General features: G+C 62.9%; 17 protein-coding genes. 14 read left to right on the forward strand and 3 right to left on the reverse strand.

What is annotated here, in order from left to right:
* The first annotated feature begins 65 nt into the window (after positions 1-65).
* The 6 genes from JM946_RS12300 to JM946_RS12325 all read left to right on the forward strand — a co-directional run bounded on the left by JM946_RS12300 (position 66) and on the right by JM946_RS12325 (position 8,989).
* On the forward strand, positions 66-362 hold the full coding sequence (locus tag JM946_RS12300; protein WP_203167577.1) for a PepSY domain-containing protein: 297 nt from the start codon (positions 66-68) through the stop codon (positions 360-362).
* Between the two features lie 3 nt (positions 363-365).
* A complete protein-coding gene (locus JM946_RS12305; RefSeq protein WP_203167578.1) occupies positions 366-1,055 on the forward strand; it encodes a response regulator transcription factor in 690 nt (229 codons plus the stop codon).
* A 20-nt stretch (positions 1,056-1,075) separates the two neighbouring features.
* Complete coding sequence (locus tag JM946_RS12310; RefSeq protein ID WP_203167579.1) at positions 1,076-2,440, forward strand: ATP-binding protein; 1,365 nt, start codon at positions 1,076-1,078, stop codon at positions 2,438-2,440.
* 173 nt (positions 2,441-2,613) lie between these two features.
* Positions 2,614-6,528 (forward strand): ATP-dependent RNA helicase HrpA, encoded by a 3,915-nt coding sequence (gene hrpA / locus JM946_RS12315; RefSeq protein ID WP_203167580.1) that lies wholly within the window; start codon positions 2,614-2,616, stop codon positions 6,526-6,528.
* A gap of 304 nt (positions 6,529-6,832) precedes the next feature.
* Positions 6,833-8,203: a serine hydrolase domain-containing protein gene (locus JM946_RS12320; protein WP_269140999.1), complete on the forward strand. Its 1,371-nt coding sequence runs from the start codon at positions 6,833-6,835 to the stop codon at positions 8,201-8,203.
* Between the two features lie 303 nt (positions 8,204-8,506).
* Complete coding sequence (locus JM946_RS12325) at positions 8,507-8,989, forward strand: anthrone oxygenase family protein (RefSeq protein ID WP_203167582.1); 483 nt, start codon at positions 8,507-8,509, stop codon at positions 8,987-8,989.
* Here JM946_RS12325 and JM946_RS12330 read toward each other — a convergent pair.
* From JM946_RS12330 to JM946_RS12340, 3 genes are all read right to left on the reverse strand, one after another.
* Positions 8,986-9,960 carry a ketopantoate reductase family protein gene (locus tag JM946_RS12330; RefSeq protein WP_203167583.1) on the reverse strand — a complete coding sequence of 325 codons (975 nt, stop codon included), beginning with the start codon at positions 9,958-9,960 and terminating at the stop codon, positions 8,986-8,988. The two genes, JM946_RS12325 and JM946_RS12330, sit on opposite strands and share 4 nt — an antisense overlap.
* 102 nt (positions 9,961-10,062) lie before the next feature.
* Complete coding sequence (amaB, locus tag JM946_RS12335) at positions 10,063-11,586, reverse strand: L-piperidine-6-carboxylate dehydrogenase (RefSeq protein WP_407700542.1); 1,524 nt, start codon at positions 11,584-11,586, stop codon at positions 10,063-10,065.
* Between the two features lie 6 nt (positions 11,587-11,592).
* Positions 11,593-12,753, reverse strand: a complete 1,161-nt coding sequence (locus tag JM946_RS12340; protein ID WP_203167585.1) for a saccharopine dehydrogenase family protein — start codon at positions 12,751-12,753, stop codon at positions 11,593-11,595.
* A gap of 202 nt (positions 12,754-12,955) precedes the next feature.
* Between JM946_RS12340 and JM946_RS12345 the strand changes: the two genes are divergently transcribed.
* The 8 genes from JM946_RS12345 (at position 12,956) to JM946_RS12380 (ending at position 25,445) form a co-directional block, all read left to right on the forward strand.
* Positions 12,956-14,341, forward strand: a complete 1,386-nt coding sequence (locus JM946_RS12345) for a class II 3-deoxy-7-phosphoheptulonate synthase (protein WP_203167586.1) — start codon at positions 12,956-12,958, stop codon at positions 14,339-14,341.
* A gap of 81 nt (positions 14,342-14,422) precedes the next feature.
* Positions 14,423-16,147 (forward strand): dihydroxy-acid dehydratase, encoded by a 1,725-nt coding sequence (ilvD, locus tag JM946_RS12350; RefSeq protein ID WP_203167587.1) that lies wholly within the window; start codon positions 14,423-14,425, stop codon positions 16,145-16,147.
* 11 nt (positions 16,148-16,158) lie between these two features.
* Positions 16,159-17,079 carry a hydroxymethylglutaryl-CoA lyase gene (locus JM946_RS12355; RefSeq protein WP_203167588.1) on the forward strand — a complete coding sequence of 307 codons (921 nt, stop codon included), beginning with the start codon at positions 16,159-16,161 and terminating at the stop codon, positions 17,077-17,079.
* Between the two features lie 229 nt (positions 17,080-17,308).
* The gene (locus tag JM946_RS12360; protein ID WP_203167589.1) at positions 17,309-17,941 is read left to right on the forward strand and encodes a GntR family transcriptional regulator; all 633 of its coding nucleotides are present in this window, start codon (positions 17,309-17,311) and stop codon (positions 17,939-17,941) included.
* Positions 17,942-18,010: 69 nt separating this feature from the next.
* Positions 18,011-18,496: a peroxiredoxin gene (locus tag JM946_RS12365; RefSeq protein WP_203167590.1), complete on the forward strand. Its 486-nt coding sequence runs from the start codon at positions 18,011-18,013 to the stop codon at positions 18,494-18,496.
* Positions 18,497-18,579: 83 nt separating this feature from the next.
* Positions 18,580-20,088 carry a TIGR02677 family protein gene (locus JM946_RS12370; protein ID WP_203167591.1) on the forward strand — a complete coding sequence of 503 codons (1,509 nt, stop codon included), beginning with the start codon at positions 18,580-18,582 and terminating at the stop codon, positions 20,086-20,088.
* A 3-nt stretch (positions 20,089-20,091) separates the two neighbouring features.
* The gene (locus JM946_RS12375; protein WP_203167592.1) at positions 20,092-21,312 is read left to right on the forward strand and encodes a TIGR02678 family protein; all 1,221 of its coding nucleotides are present in this window, start codon (positions 20,092-20,094) and stop codon (positions 21,310-21,312) included.
* Positions 21,309-25,445, forward strand: a complete 4,137-nt coding sequence (locus tag JM946_RS12380) for a TIGR02680 family protein (RefSeq protein ID WP_203167593.1) — start codon at positions 21,309-21,311, stop codon at positions 25,443-25,445. Before JM946_RS12375 ends, JM946_RS12380 begins: the two co-directional genes overlap by 4 nt.
* The last annotated feature ends 33 nt before the right edge of the window (positions 25,446-25,478 follow it).

The following is a 25,478-nucleotide window of genomic DNA, read 5'->3' on the forward strand; positions in this document are numbered from 1 at the left end:
AGTTTCTTGAAAGGTTGTGCGGCGGGACGTGAACAACTGTCTCGCCGTGCGTACACTTAGACCCCATGCGCACTTCCTGGCACCTTGCGTTGGTTCTGCTACTGCCGCTCATCGCGGCGGTGCCGAGCGCCAATGCTCAGGAACTGATCGATCGCCGGCAGCGGCGCGAGTACCGCATCGAGCCCTCGGGCATGTCGCTCGACCAGGCCGTCGAGATGGTACAGCGTCGTTACCGGGCCAAGGCCGTCAGAGCCGAGACCGTTCGTAACGGCGACAAGCGGGTGCATCGCATTCGTCTGCTGAGCGCCGACGGCAAGGTGTGGAACGTGAGCGTGGATGCAGAATCGGGAGCAATGAACTGATCCATGCGCGTTCTAATTGTGGAAGACGAACAGACCCTGCGTGAATCCATCGTCGAACAGCTGCAGCAGCACGGCTTCACGGTCGATGCCGCCGCGGATGGCGAAGAAGGACTCTACTGCGGGCGGGAATATGCCCTGGACCTGGCCATCGTCGATCTCGGGTTGCCCAAGCTGCCCGGGCTGGAGCTGATCAAGACGCTCCGCGGCGAGGGCAAGAGCTTTCCCATTTTGATCCTGACGGCGCGCGATCGCTGGCAGGACAAGGTGGAAGGGCTGCAGGCCGGTGCCGACGACTACGTGGCCAAACCGTTTCACTTCGAGGAGCTGCTGGCGCGCGTGCAGGCGCTACTGCGTCGCTCGGGCGGTTGGGCGCAGCCGGTGCTGCGTTGTGGGCCGGTGTCGCTCGATCCTCGCACCCAGGAAGTCACGGTCAACGGCCGCAAGGTCGACCTGACCAGCTTCGAGTACCGCATCCTGGATCACCTGATCCACCGGGCGGGCGAAGTGATTTCCAAGAGCGAGCTGACCGAGCGGCTGTACGCCCAGGACTTCGACCGCGACAGCAACACCATCGAGGTGTTCATCGGTCGTCTGCGCCGCAAGCTCGATCCGGACGAGACCATCAAGCCGATCGAGACGCTGCGTGGCCGGGGTTATCGTTTCGCGCTCCAGCGGGACACGGCAGCCGCGTGAGGAACTGATTCGCGAGGACGATGCAGCCGCGTTCGTTAAGCACACGACTGCTCGTCTCGGTCAGCATCCTGCTGATCCTGTTCTTTGGCGTCACCATCCTGGCCCTGGACTTCGTGTTCCAGGACCTGGCCCGGCGCGCCATCCAGGATCGGCTGGAGGTGCAGGTGCTGGCCCTGCTGTCGGCCTCGGAAGAGGACTCGAGCGGCGGGCTGCGGCCCGACCAGCTCGCCGAACCGCGTTTCGACCACCCGGGTTCGGGGTTGTACGGCGAGATCCTGCGCAATGACGGGCTGCCGAGCTGGCGCTCGAAGTCCGTCATCGGGACGGGCATCGTGTTCCCAGAAGTCGCGGTGGGCGAACGGCGCTTCGGCGAGCTGCAACGCGCCGACGGCTCGACCGTGCTGTCGCTCAGCATGGGCATCGAGTGGCAGTTCCGAAACGGCGTGATGCGGCCGTTCGTCTACAGCGTCGCCGAAAGTCTCGATCCGTATTACGCGCAGCTGAATCGTCTGCGCGGCCGGCTGTTCGGCTGGTTCGGCGCGTTGATGATCTTGCTGCTGGCCGCGTTCGCGGTGCTGTTGAGACGTTTGCTCGCGCCGCTGCGTCGTGTGGAGCACGAGATCGAGGCGATTGAAGCGGGCGATCTCACCGAGCTGGGCACGGGCTATCCGCGTGAGCTGCTGGGCATCACCACCAACTTGAACGCGCTGCTTCGAAGCGAGCGCGAGCGTCTGGCGCGCTATCGAAATACCCTCGGCAATCTCGCGCACAGTTTCAAGACGCCTCTGGCGGTGATGCGCAATCTGCTCAGCGGACAAGGGCGCGAGCTGCCCGTCGCGCGTCAGCTCGACGAACAGGTCGGGCGCATGGACGACATCGTCAAATATCAATTGCGTCGCGCCGCTGCGTCCGGCGGCACGGGGCTGGGCACCGCGCCGGTCGATGTTCGAGAAGCGCTCGATGCATTACGCGGCGCGTTGTTGAAGGTGTACGTCGAGCGTCGTCTGACGTGCGAGCTGAGCGTCGGGGATGGCTGCACCTTCAACGGCGATCGCGAAGATCTCACCGAGATCGCGGGCAACTTGCTCGACAATTCCTTCAAGTGGGCGCGAAGCACCGTGCGTGTCACGGCCGATCGGGTGGTGAGCCCGGCCGCTCGCCGCGACGGCCTGCGCCTGGTCATTGAAGACGACGGCCCGGGCATCCCGCTCGAATCGCGCGCCAAGGTCCTGGAGCGTGGCGCTCGCCTGGATGAGCGCGTCTCCGGCCAGGGCATCGGCTTGTCGGTGGTGCGAGAACTGGTCGAACTCAATGGCGGCGTCATCGATATCGACCAGTCGGCGCTCGGCGGCGCGCGCATCGAGGTCAAAATCGCGCCCATCTGACTCTTCGAAGCGAGGGATTGGACTGCGTGTCACGACCCGCGCGCGATCGCCAAACAGTGTGATTTTTGTCGATCGCCGCCACCATCGGCAGCGGGGTACATCGTGTACCCGATTCAATCACGTCGGTGGCTCTTGAAAGCGGGCCTGGCAATCGCATAAAAGTCGGCTGCCCAATGAGTACCCCGACCAATTCCTACACCGCGGCGCTGCTGGCGTTGCGCGATCAGCTTCCGAACACGCGATTCGCCGACAGGCCGCGTTTGTCGCGGGAGTTGGATCGCCTGTTCGCGCGTCGTACGCCGCCAGCCGAGCCGGACGGCGCCGTCAACAACCTACATCAGTCGATCGATGCGTCGGTTGCGACTGTCGCGCGTTTGAAAGCTCTGCCGTTGCGCCTCGAGTACGACCCCGCGCTGCCGATCAGCGCGCATCGCGAAGAGATCGCCAAGGCGTTGCAAGCAAACCAGGTCGTCGTGGTCTGCGGCGCGACCGGCTCGGGCAAAACCACGCAGCTGCCCAAGATCTGCATGGAAGCGGGCTTCGGCACCTTCGGTGTCATCGGTCATACCCAGCCTCGTCGTATCGCCGCGCGCGCCATCGCAAATCGCCTCGCCGAAGAGTTACAGACGACGGTAGGTGGCGCAGTGGGCTACCAGGTGCGCTTCAACGATCGCACCGGCCCGGACTGTCGCATCAAGCTGATGACCGATGGCATCCTGCTCCGTGAGCTCGAGAACGATCGGCTGCTGCGTCGTTACGACACGCTGATCATCGACGAAGCGCACGAGCGCAGTCTCAACATCGATTTCCTGCTGGGCGTGCTGAAGCGGCTGCTGCCGAAGCGGCCCGAGCTGCGCGTGGTCATCACATCGGCGACGATCGATCCGCAGCGCTTCGCTGAGTTCTTCGGCGGCGCGCCCATCATCGAAGTGTCTGGCCGCAGCTATCCGGTCGAGGTCCGTTATCGGCCCCTGACCGGCACGGACGAGGACGATGACGAGCTGTCGCTGGACGAAGGCATCGTCGCCGCCGTTCAAGAGCTGGATAGAGTGGATCGCGGCGACGTGCTCGTATTCCTGCCGGGCGAGAAACAAATTCGCGACGCGGCCGATGCGCTGTCCAAAGCTCGCCTGCACAATCTTGAAGTGCTGCCGTTGTATGCGCGGCTCTCGACGCGCGATCAGGAGAAGATCTTCGAGAAGCACGGCGCGCGTCGTGTCGTGCTCGCGACCAACGTCGCGGAGACTTCGCTGACGGTGCCGGGTATTCGGCATGTAGTCGACTCGGGTCTTGCGCGCATCAGTCGTTACAGCGTGCGCGGCAAAGTGCAGCGCCTGCCCATCGAGCCGATCTCACAAGCCAGCGCCGATCAGCGTAAAGGTCGTTCCGGTCGCGAGGCGCCCGGCATCTGCATCCGGCTGTACGCGGAGGACGATTTCAATTTGCGGCCGGCGTTCACGCCGCCGGAGATCCTGCGCACCAATCTGGCCAGCGTCATCCTGCAGATGGCGGCCCTGGAGCTGGGCGAACCGGAAGACTTCCCGTTCGTCGATCCGCCCGATACGCGCCTGATCAACGATGGCTACCGACTGCTGCAGGAGTTGAAGGCGGTCGATGACGATCGACGCGTCACGAGCCTCGGGCGGCAGCTGTCCTCGCTGCCTGTCGATCCACGTCTTGGGCGCATGCTGCTCGCGGCGAGCCATCACGGCTGTCTCGCCGAGATGCTCATCATCGCCGCGTTCCTGTCGGCGCAGGATCCGCGTGAGCGGCCATCCGATGCTCAACAGCAGGCCGATCAGAAACATGCGGTGTTTGCCGACCCGCGCTCCGATTTCATCGCCATCCTGAATCTGTGGAATGCCTATACGACGCAGGCCACGACGGGTTCCGGCAGCCAGCTGCGCAAGTGGTGTCGTGAGAACTTCATCGCGTTCATGCGCGCTCGCGAATGGCAGGAGCTGCATCGCCAGCTCAGCGAGACGGTCAAAGAGCTCGATCTGAAGCCCAACACCACGCCCGCCGATTACGCCAATCTGCACCAGGCCATCCTCACGGGCTTCCTTGGAAACATCGGTGCGCTCGATGAGAAGCGTGAGTACGATGGTGCTCGCGGCACACGTTTCGTCGTTGCGCCGGGCACGCCTCTGGCGAGCAAGCCGCCAAAGTGGGTCGTGGCTGCGAACCTGATGGAGACGACGCGGCTGTATGCCCGGACGGTTGCTGCGGTGGAGCCGCAGTGGATCGAATCGGCTGGCGCGCATCTGATCAAGCGCAGCTACAGCGAGCCGCATTGGGTCGAAGATCGTGGCTTCGTGGCGGCGTTCGAGTCGGTGGCTTTGTACGGACTGACCTTGTCCTCGCGCCGTCGTATCAACCTCGGCAATGTTTCCCCCCGCGAGGCTCAGGAGATTTTCGTGCGCGAGGCTCTGGTCGAAGGGCGCTCACGGCTGAAAGCTGATTTTCTGAAGCACAATCGCCGGTTGCGCCAGCAGGTCGAGGTCATGGAGGCGAAGGTGCGTCGTCGTGACATTCTTGCCGACGAGCAGGCGCTTTGTGACTTCTATCTGTCGCGGCTGCCGCAGCAGGTGAACTCCGTGTCGGCGCTGGAGAAGTGGCTGCGCACGCCAGGCCATGCGCAGCAGTTGCACATGACGATGGCCGATATCACCCGGCGCGACGCCTCCGAGATCACGCCGCAGGAGTTTCCGCCGGTGCTCGAGGTTACGGGCAATGAGCTGCCGCTGGAGTATCGTTTCGAGCCCGGCGCGGCGAGCGACGGCGTGACGGTCGTTCTGCCGAAGCCGCTGCTGAGTGGGGCCGTCATCGGCGACTTCTCTCGTCCGATTCCTGGCTGGCGCGTCGAGACCATCACGCAGATGCTTCGCAGTCTGCCGAAGCAGATTCGTAAATCGTTTGTTCCCGTGCCCGAGCACGCTGCACGCGCAGCGGCCGAGATCGACGAAGCGAAGGAGTTCAATGCCGCGGTCGCTGAGTGGATCACTCGCGTTGGCGGTACGACGGTGACGGCCGAGGAGGTGGCTTCGCTGCCTTTGCCGGATCACCTCCGGGTGAATTTTCGGGTCGCGGATCTCGATGGCAAGACATTGGCGGAGGGCCGCGATCTTACCGCGCTCAAACGTGTCGTCCGGGAGAAAGAGGCGCAGAGCCAGGGCAGGCCGAGCGATCAAAAGCCAGCTCAGCAGGGCGGGCTGCATCGACGTTGGGATTTCGGCGAGCTTGCTGTCGAGGAGTCGGTGCAGCGGCGCGGCTTGCGTTTCTCGGTGTATCCCACGTTGCGAGATCGCGGTGACGCCGTCGAGGTCGCCGAGGCGGCCACGTTGGTCGATGCTGAAGGCATGCTTCGAGCGGGCGTGCTTCGGCTTGCCATTCTCGCGCTGCCTGAGCAGTTCAAATATGCCCGCAAGCGGTGTTCGGAGCGCAGCGAGCTGATGTTGCTGGCGCAGGGCTTGAACAACTCACGGCCCATTGCCGATGCGTTGGCCGAGAAATGTTTCGTCGAATGTTTCTTGAACGAGGAGGGTGGGTTGCCTCGCTCGGCGGCGCAATTCGACGCACTGCTGGACCGCCATCGTTCTCGCTTCGGCGACGTGACGGATCGGGTGATCGAACATACATCCGCGGCGCTTCGTGAGCTGCGAAATGCCCGTCTGAAACTCGCGGCTCTCGAGGGTCCCGCCTTCCAGGCCCTGCGCTCGGATGTGCAAGCTCAGCTACAAATGCTGGTTCCTGGCGACTTCCCGGCCAGCGTGCCGACCGCCCTGTGGCCGCACTTGCCCAAATATTTCCGCGCCTTGACTCGCCGCCTCGACAAAGCCCCCGGCAATCAGAAGCGCGATGCTGAACTGATGCGCCAGGTCACGCCTGCAACCCAGGCCTACCAACGCCTGCTCACCCTGGCCCCTCGCGGCGAAACCCACCCCGAGCTCGATCGCCTGCAATGGATGATCGAAGAGTTCCGCGTCTCTCTTTTCGCCCAAGATCTCAAAACTTCGCTGCCCGTCTCGGACAAACGCATCGCCGACCAGATCGAACGCGCTCGCGTCGAAGTCCAGCGCGCCGCCTGACACGCTCGGTCATGCTGGGCTCTCATTCATAAGTCGGCCTCTCGTGGCCCGCCATGGCGCAAGCGACCTCCAGCAGTTCCTCCGCGAGCTTTTCAAAGAACCGAAGTCAAGGATTTGAAGATCACGCATGGTGGCTGGTGAGGCCGCGCCGAGTGAAGCATTTTGCGCCGGTCGTCACCCGGGACATAGAAGGTCACGAAGTGACCCAAAATGTTGGCCATGGGCATTCTGCTCAGCATGCAGTCATTTCGGTAATGTGTGGCATCGATGCGCTCATGTTTCATGTAGCATCGCCGTGCTACGAATGTCGATCCAGAGAAATGAAAAAGTGAGACGCGCCTTCTCATTCGCAACCACCTGCCTGTTGTGGCTCGCATACTGCGCAAGTGCAACTGCGGACTCGATCGATGAGTACATCCATGCGGAGATGCGAAACCAGCGGATTCCAGGGCTGGCACTGGCCGTTATCCGAGAGGGGCGGCCTGTCAAGGTCACAGGCTACGGGCTTGCGAATATCGAGCTGGCCGTGCCTGCAACGCCAGATACTGTGTTCAGGATCGCATCCGTCAGCAAGCAGATCATGGCCACCGCCGTGATGTTGCTCGCGAGCGAGGGCAAGCTCGATCTGGATGATCCGATCTGCCGATACATAGCAGGTTGCCCCGAGAGCTGGCAGCCGATCCGGATCAGACATGTTCTTACGCACACGTCGGGGCTCAGCCGCGAGGCGCCTGGCAACAGCCCGTTCAAGGTCGAGTCGGATATGGACGTGATCCGCAGAGCATTCGCGGCGCCAACACTGTCAAAGCCCGGCGACCAATGGTCTTACAGCAATCTCGGCTATTCGGTGCTCGCGCAGATCATCAGTCATACTTCGGGAAAGTCCTGGTCCGACTTCATTGCCGAGCGCATCTTCGCACCTCTGGGGATGACAGCGACGCGAACCACCGATTTCATCGAGATCGTGCCGAATCGCGCATCTGGCTATCAATTTCGTGACAACCGGCAAAGGAACGTACCGCCGCTGCTTGCGCTGCGCCCTAGCGGGGCTTTTCTGTCGACACTCCGAGACCTGGTCAAGTGGGATGCCGCAGTAACTGCGGGCACGCTGATACCGAATGCCATGCAGGAACAGATGTGGACAGCGGCGCTGCTGACGGACGGCTCGTCAACGAACTACGGGTTCGGGTGGTGGATCGATCAAGTTGCTGGGCATCGACGGGTGAGGCACGGCGGTACCAATCCCGGCTTTCGCGCCGAGTACGCGCGTTTCGTCGATGAGAAGCTTGACGTCATCGTTCTGGCCAATGGGGAGAGTGCTCGCACGGACGAAATCGCCGTAGTGGTGGCGGGTCATTTCATTCCCGGCCTCAGCCCCGAACGTGAAATCATTGCACTCTCGCCGAGTGCGCTCACGGCGTACGCCGGGCAGTATCGGGTAAGCGAAGCCGAGGTTCTCACGATTGCAGTCGACGGACCAGGACTGAGCATCCAGTCGAGCACGGGATCCAGCCAGTTCCGCATGCTGCCGGAGACCTCATCAGTGTTCTTCATCTCCAAAAGCGAGAGTTATGTATTTATTCGCGAAGGGAGCACCGTGAAGCAGATGGAGGTCCGTAATGGCACTGCCGGATCGCTCGGGCCCGCGGTATTGACGGCGCAGAAGGTTCAATAGTCGATGCAATCCCGTGCTGTCGCGTCTCAGGCGGGCGCGCGAAATGAAACCGGCCAGGTGGCGGCGCAACGGAATTTAACACTCGACGTTTCTGCAGAAACGCGCCGTTCCATCTCTTCTCAATTCCCCTTCGCCAATGCCTGGATTTGTCCTTGACGTTCCAGCTGGAACGCCACAACGCGGGGGCATCCATCTTGACCAAGAACTCAGCAATTGTAGCTAACGTTGCTTGATGCGTGAGACCGTGGTCGCGAGGCTGGGATTGCAGTAAGTTCCGGTCAGGATCGCACCGGAGAGAAACCCGTGACGGATCATGTCTGGATCGCGTTGCTCGTGCTGGCGACGGTGGGGAGCGGGCTCGTGGGTGGGTTGTTTTTTGTTTTCTCAAACACCGTGATGCGAGCGTTCGATCGGCTGCCCGCGGCGCATGCGGTGGCGGCCATGAACAGCATCAATCGCGTGATCCTGAATCCAGGGTTCTTCCTGGTGTTCTTTGGGACGGCGTTGTTGTGCGTGGTGATATTGATCGGCCAGCCGTCACAGACGGGTGGAAGGAGTGGGGCGATGGCGCTCGCGGGCGCGGTCTTGTATCTGGTCGGCTCGATCGGAGTGACGATGGTCTTCAACGTGCCGCTGAACAACAAGCTGGCGTCATTGACGCCTGCCGCCAGCGATATGGAAACGCAGTGGCCGGCTTACCGAGGACCGTGGACGCGATGGAATCACGTCCGCGCGGTCGCTTGTTTGCTGGCAGCCGCGGCGTTTGCGCACGCGCTGGTGGGTTAACGGCCGCGAGTGCGATCGATGGCGCTGACCAGAGAATAGAAGCTGCCCAGCAGCGGCAGCGACAGATTCAGATCGGAAGCTTTGCGCAGGGCGTAGCCGAGGGTTTCGTGGATCTCCAGAGGGCGACCGGCAAGGAGATCCTGTAAGGCGGACATGCGGTGCTCCGGCGCCTTGGTCTGATAGTCCACGCCGACTTTACGTACGGCTTCTACGGCCTCGGCATCCGAGCCGTTGAGGAGGGTGTTGATGGGCAGCAGGGCGCGATCTTCGGTCAAAGGAACGCCGAGAGCGGCGGCGAGCGAACAAACCTCGCGTGTGAGTCTCACCATCAGCAGCGCCGAGTCGGGATCGGAGGCGAAGCGCCAGGTCAGCGCTCGCGTCGTGAGCGACAGACTCACGAAACCTACCCAGCAAACAAATTTGCTCCACTCGCGAGAAACGATGTCAGGCACCAGTGTGGCGCGCACGCCCGCATCGTCGATGGCTTTGACGATGCCGCGAGCCGTCCCGCTCATGGCGCCATCCAACTCGCCGACGAACAAATTCACATTGCGAGTGAAGAGCACGTCACCGGATGCGAGCAGCTCACCGCTGGTGTCGGCGAGTGCGCCCAGCGTGCGCTCGCGTCCGTAAGTTTGCGATAGCAACTCGTCCTTCATCACGCCATTCTGAATCGACAGCGCGCGGTCGACCTGTACGTGCTTGAGCGACGCCATCGTCTGCTCCGAGCCCGGTGTCTTGGTCGCGATGATGAGCGTGCCGGCTTCGCGCAGCTGTGCAGGATCGGTGAGCACGTCGACAGGAGTGGCGATCTCGCTCAGCCCCTTCACGCGCAGGCCGTGCTCTTGAACGTGCCGCGCACGCTGACCGCGAGCGAGCAGGGTGACGGAACGGCCGTTACGAACCAGATGGGCGGCCAGGATGGAGCCGAGCGCACCGGCCCCGACAATTGCAAACTCGCTACGTGACACTGAAATCTCCGGCAAATCGACGCATCGAACCGGCAGCTTAACGCATCACGTCCAAAGCGACGCCATCGACATTGAAAGGGCGAGCGCAGCCAAGGGCGCCGTTCAACCCATCACCTTGAAATCGATGCCCTGAGCGAGCGGCAACTCGCGACTCCAGTTGATCGTGTTGGTCTGCCGGCGCATGTACGCCTTCCAGCTATCCGAGCCGGACTCGCGGCCTCCGCCGGTGTCTTTCTCGCCGCCGAACGCGCCGCCGATCTCGGCGCCAGATGTGCCGATGTTGACGTTGGCGATGCCACAGTCGCTGCCCATCGCCGACAGGAATCTCTCGGCATGCCGCAAGTTGTCGGTGAAGATCGCCGAGGAGAGCCCGTGATGCGACGAGTTATGCATGGCGATGGCATCGTCCAGCGATCGATACTCGATGAGATACAGGATGGGCGCGAACGTTTCAGTCTGCACGATCTCCCAATCGTGCCGCGCGCGAATGATGGTGGGCTCGACGAAATTGCCGGGAGGGCGGGCCTTGCCGCCACAGAGCACCGTGCCGCCCGCACGCTGCGCTTTCTCGACCGCTTGCAGATAGCGCTGCACTGACGCCTCGTCGATGAGCGGCCCCATCAACGTCTCGGGCTTCAAAGGATCGCCGATCCGCACCTGCGAATAGGCGCGCAACAAGCGCTGTTCCAACTCCTTGGAGCGCGACTCGTGCACGAAGACGCGGCGCGTGCTGGTGCAACGTTGACCTGCCGTTCCCACCGCGCCGAACACGATGGACGGCACGGCAAGATCGAGATTGGCGAACTCATCGACGATGATGCCGTTGTTGCCACCGAGCTCGAGCAGACTCTTGCCGAGGCGAGCTGCCACGCGCTCACCCACTTTGCGCCCCACCGGCGTGGAACCGGTGAACGAAATCAGATCGGCGCGACGATCGTCGACCAGCTTCTCGGCGAGCTCATTGCCGCCGATCAGCAGCTGAAAAATCGCCGGGAACCCGTGCCGCTCCAACACTCGATTGACCAGCTTCTGAACTGCGATTGCGCACAGCGGCGCTTTGAGCGACGGCTTCCAGATACTCACATCGCCGCAGATCGCCGCCAGAAACGAATTCCACGACCACACCGCGACCGGAAAGTTGAAAGCGCTGATGATCCCGACCACGCCGAGCGGATGCCACTGCTCATACATGCGATGCAAGGGCCGCTCCGAATGCATGGTCTGCCCGTAGAGCATGCGGGACTGACCGACGGCGAAGTCGCCGATATCGATCATCTCCTGCACCTCGCCGTCGCCCTCGGGCTTGATCTTGCCGACCTCCAGCGTGACCAGGCTGCCGAGCGCATCTTTGTGTTTGCGCAGCTCATCGGCGACCAATCGAACGGCTTCGCCACGCTTGGGCGCGGGCACGATCTTCCATTGATCGAACACGCGGCGCGAGGACACGAGAATGCGCTCGTAATCCGCCGCGGTCGCGCTGTGCACGCGGGCCAGCAACTCGCCGGTGGTGGGATTCACGGATTCGATCACGGGACCGGAGGTGTCGTTGGACCAGCCGCCGTCGCCGGACCAGGCGCCGGAGTTGCTGTCCTTCAGATCCAGAGCGGTAAATAGTTCGCGCATGATGTTCACTCAAGAGTTGCGGCGTTGATGTCCGCCCTGACCGCTCACCACGATGTGCGCGGAGACTTCCTTGCCGCCGGTGGCGGCGTAGTGCTTGCCGAATCGATTCTGCAGCACGTCCTGCAGACGGAAATCTTCCTGGCGAACGAAACCGTGATGCTGGCCGCGGCCATTGATGACCAGATCGACCACGGCGCAAATGCCCGATGCGGTGGTGACTTGAATCGCCGACCACAGCCGGCCCGCGATCACCTGAGGATAAACCTTGTTGACGTAGTTTTCTTCGCGCAGCTCGCCATCCTGCTTGCCTGTGACCGCGACGTAGATCACCACCACGTCCTGCAGCGTCTGCGGCACGGCGTTTTCGAGAATGCGTTTGAGCGTGCCACGATCGTGATTGAGCTTCAGATCGTTCATCAGTAGCCGCATCTGCTCGCAATGGCCCGGATAGCGCATGGTCTTGTAGTCCATGCTCTGCACCCGCGCACCGTAGGTCTCGGCGAGCGAGCCCAGGCCGCCGGAAGTGTTGAACGCCTCGTACAGCGTGCCGTCGATCTCGATCTCTTCGAGGCCCTCAAGGGGCGCCGCTTCGATGCGTCGTCCGTCGACGATGGCTTCGCACGGATTGCCGTATTCGTTGATCAGTCCTTCGGTGGACCAGGTCAGGGAATATTTCAGGACGTTGTTGGGATGCTGGGGCAGGGCGCCCACGCGCAGCTTCACCGCGCGCAGCTCATCGAAGTGGCCGATCAGCTCGTTGGCCGCGATCGAAATGAAGCCGGGCGCGAGGCCACACTGTGGCACGAACGCCTGAGTGGCGCCCTGGGAGATCCGGCGAACCTCCCGGGTGACTTCAACGTCTTCGGTGAGATCGAAGTAGTGTGCCCCGGCCGCGCGCGCCGCTTCGGCGACGCCCGGATTGCAGTAGTAGGGCAGGCTCGAGATCACCGCATCCACCGGCTGCTTCTGTAGCTGCGCCCGGAGCGCGCCGGCATCGGTCGCATCGACCTGGTGCGCATGCAGATTGCCAAAACGATGTGCACCGACCACCGCGTTGGCCGCCTCGGCGCTGACATCGCCGAGATGCACCTCATACGAACCGGACTCCGCCAGCAGCCCGGAAATCAGTGCGCCGATCTTGCCGGCGCCGAGGATCAGAACCTTCGGCATGCTCGCTCCTGTGGCAAAACACCGCGAACCTGGCCGAACGCACCAGTGGGCCGCGATGGTGCAAACAGGCTCATTAATAGGCCGCAGGCCTCAAACTGTAAACTTCAGCGGCGCTCGACGCCGCGATTCCGCCCCGACTGTATGCAATTTGCTCCCAAGTCCGTTTGCTTCGCACCGATCGAGTGCTAGTCTCCGTGCCGCTATGACGCGAAATCCCGACCTTCTGCAGTGGCATCCCTCGAGCTGGCAGTCCAAGCAGGCGCAGCAGCAGGCCACCTATCCCGATCAGGCGGCCCTGGAGCAGGTGGTGGCGGAGCTGTCGCGGCTGCCGCCGCTGGTGGTTTCCTGGGAAATCGAAGCCTTGAAAGAGCAGATCGCCTCGGCCCAGCGTGGCGAGCGCTTCCTGCTCCAGGGCGGCGATTGCGCCGAGACCTTCGAGGACTGCGAGTCCGACAAGATCGCCAAGAAGCTCAAGATCCTACTGCAGATGAGCCTGGTGCTGGTCTATGGCTTGAAGAAGCCGGTGATCCGCGTCGGCCGCATGGCAGGACAGTATGCAAAACCCCGTTCGGCGGACACCGAAACCCGCGACGGCGTGACGCTGCCGAGCTACCGGGGGGCGAACGTCAATCGTCCCGGCTTCACCGCCGCGGAGCGTGTGCCCGATCCCCAGCTCCTGCTGCGTGGCTATGAGCGCTCGGCGCTGACGTTGAACTTCGTGCGCTCGCTGATCGACGGCGGCTTCGCCGATCTGCATCACCCCGAATACTGGGATCTGGACTTCGTGCGGCACTCGCCGTTGAAAGAAACGTACGAGAAGGTCGTGCAGTCGATCTCCGAATCGCTCGATTTCTTCGAGGCGACCTCCGGTCAACCGATTCACGAAAGCACCACCACGCGTTTCTATACCAGCCACGAAGCGCTGCATCTGATGCTCGAACAGGCGCAGACGCGGTTCATCCCGCGCTCGCAGCGCTGGTACAACCTGTCGACGCACATGCCCTGGATCGGCATGCGCACCGCCGCGCTCGACGGCGCGCACGTGGAATTCTTCCGTGGCATTTCCAATCCGATGGGCATCAAAGTCGGCCCGTCGATGAGTGCGGAGTGGGTGCAGGGCTTGATCGCCGCGCTCAATCCCAACAACGAGCCTGGCCGGATCGTGCTGATCCATCGCATGGGCGCGAAGGACATCGACAAGCGTCTGCCGCCGCTGATTCAGGCGGTGCGCGCCACCGGCAGCCCGGTGCTGTGGATCTGCGATCCCATGCACGGCAATACCGAGACCGCGACTTCAGGGCTGAAGACGCGACGCTTCGAAAACATCTTGAGCGAGACGGAGGCGGCGTTCCGCATCCATCGCGAACTGGGTTCTTGGCTCGGGGGAGTGCATTTCGAGCTGACGGGCGAAGACGTCACCGAATGCACCGGCGGCGCACGGGGTCTTACGGATGCGGACCTCGCGCGTGCTTATAAATCGCAGGTCGATCCACGCCTGAATTACGAGCAGGCGCTGGAGCTGGCCATGCGTATCGCCGGTTTGCACGCGAAAAAAGGCGCGCAGAAGAGCGCTGTTATCAATATATAAAATTGCCTCGCATTCGGCGGCGGCCTCTACAATAGGGGCCGTCGCTTTCATCTTGTTGCCACGTTCATCGCAGCTCAATCCATGGCCACCAGGAAAAAGTCAGCCTCCAACGGCAAGACTGCCGTCAATTTCCGTCGCTACTCCAGCGAAGTCGTCGATGGTCTGAAGCAGGCGCCCAGCCGCGCCATGCTGCGGGCGGTCGGCTACAAAGACGCGGATTTCAAGAAGCCGGCGATCGGCATTGCCTCCACCTGGAGCAATCTCACGCCGTGCAATATGCACATCGACAAGCTCGCCAAAGCCGCCGCGGCCGCGGTCGACGCCTCTGGCGGCAAGAGCACCACGTTCGGCACGATCACCGTGTCCGACGGCATTTCCAACGGTGCGCCCGGCATGCGCTATTCGCTCGTGTCCCGCGAAGTGATCGCCGACTCGATCGAGACGGTATCCGGCGCGCAGGGCTTCGACGGCGTGGTCGCGATCGGCGGCTGCGACAAGAACATGCCCGGCTGCATGATTGCGCTGGCGCGCCTGGATCGCCCATCGGTGTTCGTCTATGGCGGCACCATCCGGCCGGGCCCGGGCCATCTCGATGTGATTTCGGTGTTCGAAGCGCGCGGTGCGTTCACCAGCGGCAAGATCACCAAGAAGCAAATGGACGAGATCGAGCGCAAAGCCATTCCGGGCCCGGGCAGCTGCGCAGGCATGTACACCGCGAACACCATGGCCTCGGCCATCGAAGCGATGGGCATGAGCCTGCCGAACAGCTCGGCGCAGGACGCCGTGTCGAGGCAAAAGATTCTCGATTGCCAGAACGCCGGCAAAGCGGTGGTGAAGCTCGCCAAGCAGGGCATCACGCCGTCCATGATCATGACGCGTGAAGCATTCGAGAATGCGATCACCACGGTGATCGCGCTCGGCGGCTCGACCAATGCGGTTTTGCATCTGCTCGCGATCGCGCACGCCGCCAATGTGCCGCTCGAGCTCGATGATTTCACTCGCATCGGCAAGAAGGTGCCGGTGCTCGCGGACCTGCGTCCGAGCGGCAAATACATGATGTCGGAGCTGGTGCGCATCGGCGGCATCCAGCCGTTGATGAAGATCCTGCTGAAGGAAGGCCTGCTGCACGGAGACTGTCTGACCGTCACCGGCAAGACGCTCGCGCAGAATCTGAAGAGCGTGAAGCCCTATCCCAAGAATCAGGACATCATTTACGCCTTCAACAACCCTATCAAGCCGGACAGCCACCTAGTGGTGCTCTATGGCAACCTCGCGCCGGAAGGCTCGGTGGCCAAGATCACCGGCAAGGAAGGCTTGTCGTTCACCGGTCGCGCGCGCGTGTTCGATGGCGAGGAAGCGTCCGTGCAGGCCATTCTCGACGGCAAGGTTCAGGCGGGCGACGTGGTTGTGATTCGCTACGAAGGCCCCAAGGGTGGGCCTGGTATGCGCGAGATGTTGAGCCCGACCAGCGCCATCGCTGGCGCGGGGCTGGCCGATAAAGTCGCATTGATCACCGACGGTCGCTTCTCTGGCGGCAGCCGCGGCTTCGTGGTCGGTCACATTGCGCCGGAGGCTGCGGTGGGCGGCCCGATCGGCCTGATTCGCGATGGCGACTCGATCACCATCGATGCGGAGTCGCGCGAGATTCAGGTCGCGCTGAGTGAAGATGAGTTGTCGAAGCGTCGCGCGCAGTGGCAGGCTCCAGAGCCTTACACCCGTCGCGGCGTGCTCGCGAAATATGCTCGCTCGGTCAGCAGCGCGTCATTGGGCGCGATCACCGACGGCGATGCCTGCGAGAGTCATTGAGGTAGCGGGACATGGCGCGAGCGATCGAAATCGTTGAAGTGGGGCCGCGCGACGGATTGCAGAGTGAGCCCGAAGTTCTGCCCACGGCGACCAAGCTGGAGTTGATCGGCCGCCTGGTCGCGGCAGGTCTGCGACGCATTGAAGTTGCAAGCTTCGTCAATCCCAAGCGCGTGCCGCAGATGGCCGATGCGGAGGCGGTCATGGCGGGCCTGCCCAAGGTGCCGGGGGTGCAATACGTCGGCCTGGTGCTCAACAAGAAAGGTTTCGATCGGGCGCTCGCCGCTGGCTGCACCGAGATGGGTCTGGTCACTGCCGCGACTGACAGTTTCAGCGAGCGTAACCAGGGCGCGACCACGGAGGAGCTCATTCGCACCGTCGAAGAAATCGCGCCGCTCGCGCGCGAGGCGGGTGTGCGAATGCAGGTGACGGTGTCGACGGCGTTCGGGTGTCCGTTTGAAGGTGAAGTGCCGGTCTCTCGAGTTGTAGATATTTGCCGACGCCTGGCCGCGACTCATCCGCTCGAGATTGCACTGGCCGACACCATCGGTGTTGCGGTTCCGAGTCAGGTCACATCGCTGGTGGAACAGGTGCGTGCGGTCGTCGGCGATGTCGCCATCCGCTGTCATTTCCACAACACACGGAATACAGCGGTGGCAAATGCATACGCTGCCGTGCTCGCCGGTGTGAACACGCTCGATGCGAGTGTCGGCGGCGTCGGCGGCTGTCCGTTCGCTCCGAACGCGACCGGCAACGTCGGCACCGAGGATTTGGTGTACATGTTGGCCCGGGCGGGGTACGACACCGGCATCGATCTGGACCGCCTGATCGAGACCGCCAAGTGGCTCGGAGAGCAGCGCGGCAAGGTGGTGCCGAGCATGGTCTCCAAAGCCGGCGGCTTCCCGGTCGGAACTTCAAGAGCATCAGCCGGATAGCGCTGCTTTCTAGCCCAGCGAGCGAAAGGTTCCGACGCTCCTGTCGGACGTTAGCTAGCCCTCCCTAACCTAAGTTAGTCCCCCGGAAATTTGCCTCGGGGGCTTGCTCATATTGCTGTGTTCACACCCTGGGGCGCGTATACACTGGCGTTATACGAGGCCCGTTCATCCCCATTTTCATGCAGCGGCGCAGGCGGGCCTCCATCACCGAATTGTATGAAGGAGCACCATGGCCAAAGCAGTGGACAAGGCGTATCACACCGTACGTGAACGCATCGTGCGCGGCGTGTATCCAGCTTCCTCTCGCATCACCGAACAGGAAGTGGCAGCCGTCGCGGGGGTGAGTCGCACCCCGGTACGGGAGGCGTTGCGAAAACTCCACGCCGAAGGACTGCTGGAATTCATCCCCCACCAGGGCGCCATCGTCACCGAGTGGACGGTCGAGGATCGCGACGACGTTTATGAGTTGCGCGCCATGCTCGAGTCGTATGGAGCGGGTCGGGCGGCGCGTCGGATCACCGCGGAGGGCATCGCCGAGTTGCGGCAGCTCGCCGAGGATCAATATCACGAAACGCTGGCGAAGCCGGAGGGCTATCTCGAACGAGTCGGCGTCCTGAACAGTCAGTTTCACCGACGCATTCACGAGTTCGCGGGCAGCCCGCGACTGGTGACGGCGCTGGCGTCGCTGATCGAGGCGCCGATGATGTTGCGAACGTTCGCGACCTATCAGGACGAGGACTTGATCCGTAGCGCGTCGCACCACCTCGAAATCGTGCGTGCGCTCGAAGCGCGCGATGGCGACTGGAGCTCCGCGCTGATGCGATCCCACATTCTCGGGGCTCGCGGCACATTGCAGATCTGACTTGAGCTGTACCGGACCGGCGCCCGCTGTCTAGAATGGCGGGCTCCAGTTCAAGTCACAAGCGAGGGGATGGTCATGATCAAAGTCGGCGACAAGATGCCTGCGGGCACACTCACGCAGATCACCGCGGAAGGGCCGCAAAAGATCAGCGCCGAGGAGTTCTTCAAAGGCCGCAAGGTCGTGCTGTTCTCGGTGCCCGGCGCGTTCACTCCCACCTGCGACGCCAAACATCTGCCGGGCTTCGTGGAAAGGGCCGGAGAGATCAAAGGCAAGGGCATCGACACCATCGCCTGCATGGCGGTGAACGATGCGTTCGTCATGAAAGCCTGGGGCAAATCCCAGAACACCGATGGCAAGGTGGAGATGCTTGCCGACGGCAACGCCGAGTACACCAAGGCGCTGGGCCTCGACATGGACGCGAGCGGCTACGGCATGGGCACTCGCGGTCAGCGCTTCTCGCTGGTCGTGGACAACGGCGTCGTCAAACAAGTGAACGTCGAACAGAAGGGCGAGTTCAAGGTGTCCAGCGCGGAGCACGTGCTGACGCAGCTGTAAGACGGGCAAAATAAAGATAAAGGCCGCCGCGATTCGGTATCGCGGCGGCCATCGATGCAGGCGCTGAACCTGCAGGACTGAACGTGACGGCACTCACTGCAGCCGCGGCCGAACTCTTCAACCACATCACCGCCGACAAGGCGGCAATCTACCGCGCCGTGATGGACGTCTTTTCGGCGGCGAAGCGGCAGTTCCGTCTGCACCTGCGGCCCGATGAGGTGCTTGCGGAAGTCCGATGGCCTGGCGAGAGGCCGACGCTGGACGACGTGCAAGCCGTGCTTGCACAGCTGACCGCGTGGGGCAATCTGCAGGCCCAGCCCGATACGGCGCGCGTCGCCAGCATCGAAGACTTTTATCGCAAGCGCCTGCTGTACCGGATCACGGCCGGCGGGGAGGCCGTCGAGGCGAGCCTCGAAGTGTTCGCGCAAACGCTGGCTCGACGAGGGGAGTTGCAATCCGTTGCCCTCGACGATATTCACGCTCGCCTCACCTCGCTCGGGCAGCTGATGGCTGAAACCCCGCACGACGCGGCCAAGATTCACGAGGCCCTGCGTGATCTCATGCACGTCTTCCAGGGGCTTTCGGATAACGCGCAGGCATTCATGGTCTCGCTGGCGCGCACCATCGAGCTGCAGCGGGGCGAGCCGGCGGCGGTCATGACCTTCAAGACCCGGCTGATCGACTATCTACAACGGTTCATCGGCGATCTGGTCACTCGTTCCACCCAGATCGGCTCGCGACTCGAGGAACTCGAGCCCAACGTTGAGCAACTGCTCCTGATTGCCTCCGAGCGCGAGGCGCATGACGCGGCCCCGGGGCACGAGGAGGAGATGGCGCAGGCACGAACGTTGCGACTGAGCGCCTGGCGCGAACGTTGGCGAGGTCTTCGTGAATGGTTTATTGCGAACCACGGCAAGAGCTCTCAATCGGAGCTGCTGCGGGCCAGTGCCCTTTCTGCCATCCCGCGGCTGTTGCAAGCGATCGCGACGCTCAACGAACGCCGCGCTGGACGCAGCGATCGCGCGGCGGATTTCCGGAGGCTAGCGTTGTGGTTCACTGAATGCGGGACGGACCGCGATGCACATCGCCTCTGGCGAGCGGCGTTCGGCTTGTCGCCGGCGAGGCACCTGGCGCTCGTGCCGCCGGAGGCTGAAGCGAGTAGTGGCGCATCGTGGATGGTGGCCCCCGCCGTCGGCGTCATGCCGCTCTTGCGCGAGCGCGGCCAGCTGCCCACGCGGGGCGCCGCGCCCCGAATCAAAGATCGGTCGAAGGAGCGTGAATGGCTCGCGTCCCAAATCGCACACGAGGCCGCGCAGACGGACGCTGCCCGTCAACGCCTGGCGACCGGCCGGGAAATGCGACTCTCCGATTTGGGAACATTGGACGCACCGTCATTCAAGCTGTTCCTGGCACTGCTCGGCGACGCGCTTGCCGCTCAACATCATCCCGATCAAGCCGTGGAGCGATTCACCGCGGATGGCTCCCTGCAGATTCGGCTCGAGCCGCTGGAGCCCACGAGCCAAGCTCATATTCAGACGCCTTCAGGTATGTTTTCCGGGCGCGACCATCGCCTGTTGATCCGACGGGTTTAGTCGATGAGCCATGCCGACCGCCGACTCGCCGATGTCCTGGCGCACCAGATCGAGGAAGAGCGCGAACAAGCCATCCGCGCGCTGCTGATGCGGCCGTTGCTGACCGAAGGCAACCCCGAAATGCCGCTGGTTCGCCGGCACGGCGAATATTTACGGGAGTGGTTCCAGCGTGAGACCGGCTGGGTACTCCACGTGGAGCGCGAATGCGCGCGACTCTACAAGCGACCGGCATCGCATGAGGATGCAACCCGAGGTTTACGGAAGTTCGACCGTGAGCACTACGTCCTGCTGTGTCTGACGTGCGCGGTGCTCGAGCGCGCCGACACGCAAATCACGTTGAGAGCGTTAGGGGAGCGGTTGTTGGAGGCCGTCCTCGACACGGAGCTTGCAGCGCGAAACTTCAGTTTCACATTGGAGACGACGCGGGAGCGACGGGTGTTGGTCAATGTGTGCCGATTCTTGCTCGAGTTCGGCGTCATCACGCGCGTGGCCGGAGATGAAGAGGGTTACGTCACGCAAGCAGGTGACGCGCTGTACGACATCCATCGCCGCGTTCTTGCGTCGCTGCCTGCGAGCACGCGCGGTGCGAGCTTGATCGCCGCAGGTGAGAACGCTCCTGGCACGCTGGAGGAGCGCATCCGTGCGCTCACCGAAGAGTTCGTTGCGGACAGTCCAGAGGCGCGTCGCACGGCCGCGAGGCACCGGATTGCGCGTCGGTTGTTGGATGATCCGGTGACTTACTACGATGAGCTGGTCGAGGAAGAACGGGCCTATCTGGCCACTCAGCGTGGACCCATGTCGGCGCGTCTGGCGCAGGGCGCTGGCCTGACGCCGGAGTTGCGCGCCGAAGGTCTCGCTCTGATCGACCCCGAAGGCGAGCTGTCGGACGAGCGCATGCCCGCCGTCGGGACCGAAGCTCACATCACATTGATCATCGCCGAGCGTCTGGCGGCAGCTGCGCGCATCGATGCAGAGCGCATTCATTCGATGCACGAGCTCGAGACATTCCTGCGCGAGGCAGTGGACCAATATGGCAAGTACTGGCGCAAGGACGCGCGTGAACACGGCGCGGTGCGCGGCCTCGTGGAGCAGGCGATCGACCGGCTCGAAGCGTTGAAACTCGTGTGGCGCGTATCCGGCGAGGGCGTGAAGGTTCGTGCTGCTTTGTTGCGCTTCGCGGTGGGTCCGCCTGAGGTGCGAGTAGCGCCGGAGGTGGCGCGGTGAAGGATACGCCCTCGAAGATTCCGTTGCCGGAGCCCACGCGCGAGCGTTGGCAACCACTTCGCCTCGGCTTGGTGGAGATGTACCACTACGATGTCGAAGAGTTCTGGTTTCGCGACGGACATCTGCTGCTACGCGGCAACAACGGCACTGGCAAATCCAAGGTGCTGTCGCTCACGCTGCCATTTCTGCTCGATGCGAATCTGAGCTCTTCGCGCGTCGAGCCGGATGGCGACCGCACCAAGCGGATGGACTGGAATCTGCTGATGAACGGCCGGCATCAGCGTCGCATCGGTTACACGTGGCTCGAGTTCGGGCGCAAGACGTCCCATGACGAGACGCAGATACTGACGCTCGGCTGCGGCATGAAGGCGATTGCCGGCCGATCGACGGTCGACACATGGTTCTTCATCACTCAGCAGCGCATAGGCATGGACCTGTGGCTGACCACGCATGAACGCATGGCGCTGTCGCGTGAGCGGCTGGAGGAAGCGCTCGGCTCACACGGCCAGATCTTTCCCACCGCATCCGCCTACCGTAGAGCCGTGGATGAACGGTTGTTCCGCATGGGCCAGCAGCGCTATGGCGCGCTGGTGGACACATTGATCCAACTGCGACAGCCGCAGCTTTCCAAACAACCGGACGAACGGCGTTTGTCGGAAGCGTTGACCGAGGCACTGCCGCCCCTCGACCGCGCGGCGTTGGAAGATGTCGCGGAGGCGATGAGTCAGCTCGAAGACATGCGTCGTGAGCTGCAGGAGCTCGAGGCAATGCGGGCAGCGATCGCCTCGTTCACCGGGCGTTATCGCCGCTATGCGCAGATCGCCACACGTCGGCGGGCGCGGCTCGTCCGGCAGTCTCAGACCGAGTTCGATCAAACCAGCCGCGAGCTGAACGATGCCAAAGCGGCGCTGGAGCGAGCGCGTGAGCTGGTGTCGAGGTCACAGGAGCGGCAACGCGAATCGGAGGATCTGGTCGCGATGGCCACGGCGCGCCTGGCGGCGCTGAACCAGGATCCATTGATGCGAGATGCATTCCGCATCGAGGAGGCGAGACGCGATGCTGATCGCTGTCGTCGCAGCGTCGCCGACGCCGACCAGCGAGCTCACGGCGCGCGTGCTCGCGCCGATCGGGAATCACGGCTGGCCGCCGAGCGGCGATCGGTCTGCGAAACGACTCGCGAGAAGCTGGTCCGCACCTTTCGCAGTGTGACGGAGCTTGCAACGACCAGCGGTGTGGTCACGGCAATGGACCGCGTACTCGAACCCGCTCTGCTGCCCGATGGCCTCCAGCACGCGCCCAACGACCTCGCCGACAAAGTGCTTCAAGTCAGTCGGGATGCCGAGAGGCGGCGTCGGGAGCAAATCGCCATTGTTCGCAGACGCAGGGTGGAGCTGGAAGAAGCACGGCAGTTGCTGGTCCGGGCCAAGGATTCGCGCGCCGTGCATGCAGAGGCTTTCGATCGCGCCGAGCAGGCATTGCAGTCATCGATTGCGGAGTTGCGTGCCGCCTCGGCGGAGTTGTTGCAGCAGTGGCGCGATCATTGCGCGAGGCTGCACGAGTTGGATCTCGCCGGCAGCGACGAATTGCTGGGTGAGTTGGAAACATGGGTCGAGAACCAGGCAGGACCCAATCCGCTACGCGTCGCCCTGGAGCGCGCGTGGGAGAGTCAGCAAACACAGTTCGCCGCGCGCGAGGCCGAACTCGGCGAACAGCGCAAGAAGCTTCAGGCTGAGCAGTCGTCTTTGAAGGATGAGCAGAGTCTGTTACTGCGCGGTGAGGATAAGACGCCGCCGGCGCCTTACACTCGTGCCGTGGACGTGCGAATGCAAAAGTCCGGTGCGCCGCTATGGCAGGTCGTGGATTTCGCCGATCACGTTGCCTCAGAGCAGCGTGCGGTGCTCGAGGCTGCGCTCGAAGCCTCGGGGTTGCTCGATGCATGGGTGTCGTCCGAAGGAGTTCTGACGAATCGCCGCACGCAGGATGTGATGCTCACACCGCGGCGCGCGTGCGTTGGGCCATCGTTGCGCGAGTGGTTGAAGCCGACGATTCCACAGTCCGGCCCAGGAGCTTCGCTGAGCGAGGCGATGCTGTTGAAGATCATGGATGCCATTGCATGCTCTGATGACGAACCCATCGAAGCGGAAGCTTGGATCTCGCCAGCAGGCGAGTTTCGTGTGGGCGCGCTGCGTGGCTTCTGGGAAAAACCGAGCGCGGAGTACATCGGACACGCGGCGCGTGAGGCGGCAAGACAGGCGCGGCTTGCGGCAATCAAGCAACAGTTGGCGCAGTTGGACCTGGCGTTCGCAGACATCGCCGCTGCACTCGACGAACTTTCTGAAAGGCGGCGCTTCGCTCGCGGAGAAGTCGACGAAGCGCCTTCCGACGATCGTCTGCTGCGAGCTCACTCGCATCGCATAACAGCGGAAGAACAGCGACGAGGAGCGCAAGCACGCCTTGGCCATGCGGACGCTCGTGTGTTGCAGGTCGAAGAAAACATGTCGCTAGCCAACAGCAGACTTGAAGCCGACGCGCGCGACTTGTCGCTTCCCGTCGTGGAAGATCAGATCCTATCGGTAGAGCTTGCGCTCTCCGATTTTCGAGCGGGAGCCACGGAGCTGAGCGGCGCGATCCAAGCGCATCGTAACTCGCTGCGGGAATGGAATGCGCAACAAGAGCGCGAGCAGACGGCGCTGGCCGATGTTGAGGCGGCCGTTCTGGAGGAGGCGGAAAATCGGCGCGCTCAGCGAGTGGCGGATGAATTGCTTGCAACGCTCGAGGCAACCGTCGGCAAGCAGGTGAGCGAGCTTCTGCAGGAGATCCGCGCGACCGAGACGTCCAAGCGTGAGCACGAGACATCGCTGCAGCGGGCACGTGCCGAATTGATCGTGGCCAGCAGCAACCGAGGTACCGCCGAGGCAAAGTGCAGCGCTCTCACCGAGCGCTTGACCGAGAGAGTCGAGCATCGCCGTCGTGCCATCGATGAGTTGCAGACTTTCGCAGCACGCACCGGGCTGCTCGAAGTCGCCGTACCGGGCGTGCAGTTGCCGAGCGCTGATGCGGAGTGGGGCATCGAAGCGGCGCTGATTGTCGCCAGGCGCGCGGAACAGATATTGGTCGAGGTGGCTGCGGAGGATGCGGATTGGAGCCGTATTCAAGCTACGATCAGTCGGGATCTCACTGAATTGCAATCGGCCATGTCCGCGCAGGCGCACGCGGTTGAAGCCGAGCTCAGCGACTTCGGTCTGATTGTGCGCATCACCTATCAACAGCAATTGCAGCGCCCCGATACTCTCGAGCTGCGCATCGATGCCGATCTGCAGGAGCGGCGCATGCTGCTGTCCGCACAAGAGCGAGCGGTTCTGGAGCAGCACCTGGAGAAGGAGATCGCCGCGAACCTGCAGCGCATGATTCAAGATACAGAGCAACGCGTCGCGGCCATCAACGCGGAGCTCTACCGGCGGCCCACTTCGACGGGCGTGCGATACAAGCTCGACTGGCAGGTGGTTCCGGATGAAGACCCCAATGCCGTCGCTGGGCTTGCCGAAGCTCGCAAGCGGCTCTTGCGCACTCGCGCGGACGCTTGGTCGGCCGAAGATCGCCAGCAGGTGGGCGAATTCCTGCGCGCAAGAATTGATGCCGAGCGTTTGCGTGACGAACAAGCCTCGCTTTCGGACAACCTGGCGCGAGCACTCGATTACCGACGTTGGCACCGGTTCCGCGTGCAGCGTTTGCAGGACGGTGCATGGAAGCCGCTCTCCGGTCCGGCCTCGAGCGGTGAGCGAGCGCTCGGGCTCACAGTGCCCTTGTTCGCGGCGGCGAGCAGCCATTACGAAAGCGCGCATGCGCACGCTCCGCGGCTGGTCTTGATGGACGAAGCGTTCGCTGGCATCGACGATGAAGCCCGAGCGAATTGCATGGCGCTGATCCGCGAGTTCGACCTCGATTTCGTCATGACCAGCGAACGTGAATGGGGCTGCTATCCTGCGCTGCCTGGCCTATCGATCTGTCAGCTGATTCGTCGCGAGGGAATGGATGCCGTCTATGTCACGCGATGGGCGTGGGATGGACGCGAGCGGCGCGAGCAGCCTGATCCAGAGCGGCGTTTTCCGGAAGCCCTCAGCAGTGAGGGATGAGCGTCTGCTTCGTTTACTCGGAGGGCCGGACCT

The organism is Steroidobacter gossypii (assembly GCF_016801985.1).
Lineage (GTDB): Bacteria > Pseudomonadota > Gammaproteobacteria > Steroidobacterales > Steroidobacteraceae > Steroidobacter > Steroidobacter gossypii.

Bases quoted from the DNA above. Each gene is read 5' to 3' on its own strand.
- ilvD (WP_203167587.1), top strand. From the start codon at position 14,423: ATGGCCACCAGGAAAAAGTCAGCCTCCAACGGCAAGACTGCCGTCAAT.
- JM946_RS12305 (WP_203167578.1), top strand. From the start codon at position 366: ATGCGCGTTCTAATTGTGGAAGACGAACAGACCCTGCGTGAATCCATC.
- JM946_RS12355 (WP_203167588.1), top strand. From the start codon at position 16,159: ATGGCGCGAGCGATCGAAATCGTTGAAGTGGGGCCGCGCGACGGATTG.
- JM946_RS12340 (WP_203167585.1), bottom strand. From the start codon at position 12,753: ATGCCGAAGGTTCTGATCCTCGGCGCCGGCAAGATCGGCGCACTGATT.
- JM946_RS12300 (WP_203167577.1), top strand. From the start codon at position 66: ATGCGCACTTCCTGGCACCTTGCGTTGGTTCTGCTACTGCCGCTCATC.
- JM946_RS12365 (WP_203167590.1), top strand. From the start codon at position 18,011: ATGGTCATGATCAAAGTCGGCGACAAGATGCCTGCGGGCACACTCACG.
- JM946_RS12320 (WP_269140999.1), top strand. From the start codon at position 6,833: ATGTCGATCCAGAGAAATGAAAAAGTGAGACGCGCCTTCTCATTCGCA.
- JM946_RS12310 (WP_203167579.1), top strand. From the start codon at position 1,076: ATGCAGCCGCGTTCGTTAAGCACACGACTGCTCGTCTCGGTCAGCATC.
- JM946_RS12360 (WP_203167589.1), top strand. From the start codon at position 17,309: ATGGCCAAAGCAGTGGACAAGGCGTATCACACCGTACGTGAACGCATC.
- hrpA (WP_203167580.1), top strand. From the start codon at position 2,614: ATGAGTACCCCGACCAATTCCTACACCGCGGCGCTGCTGGCGTTGCGC.
- JM946_RS12345 (WP_203167586.1), top strand. From the start codon at position 12,956: ATGACGCGAAATCCCGACCTTCTGCAGTGGCATCCCTCGAGCTGGCAG.
- JM946_RS12375 (WP_203167592.1), top strand. From the start codon at position 20,092: ATGAGCCATGCCGACCGCCGACTCGCCGATGTCCTGGCGCACCAGATC.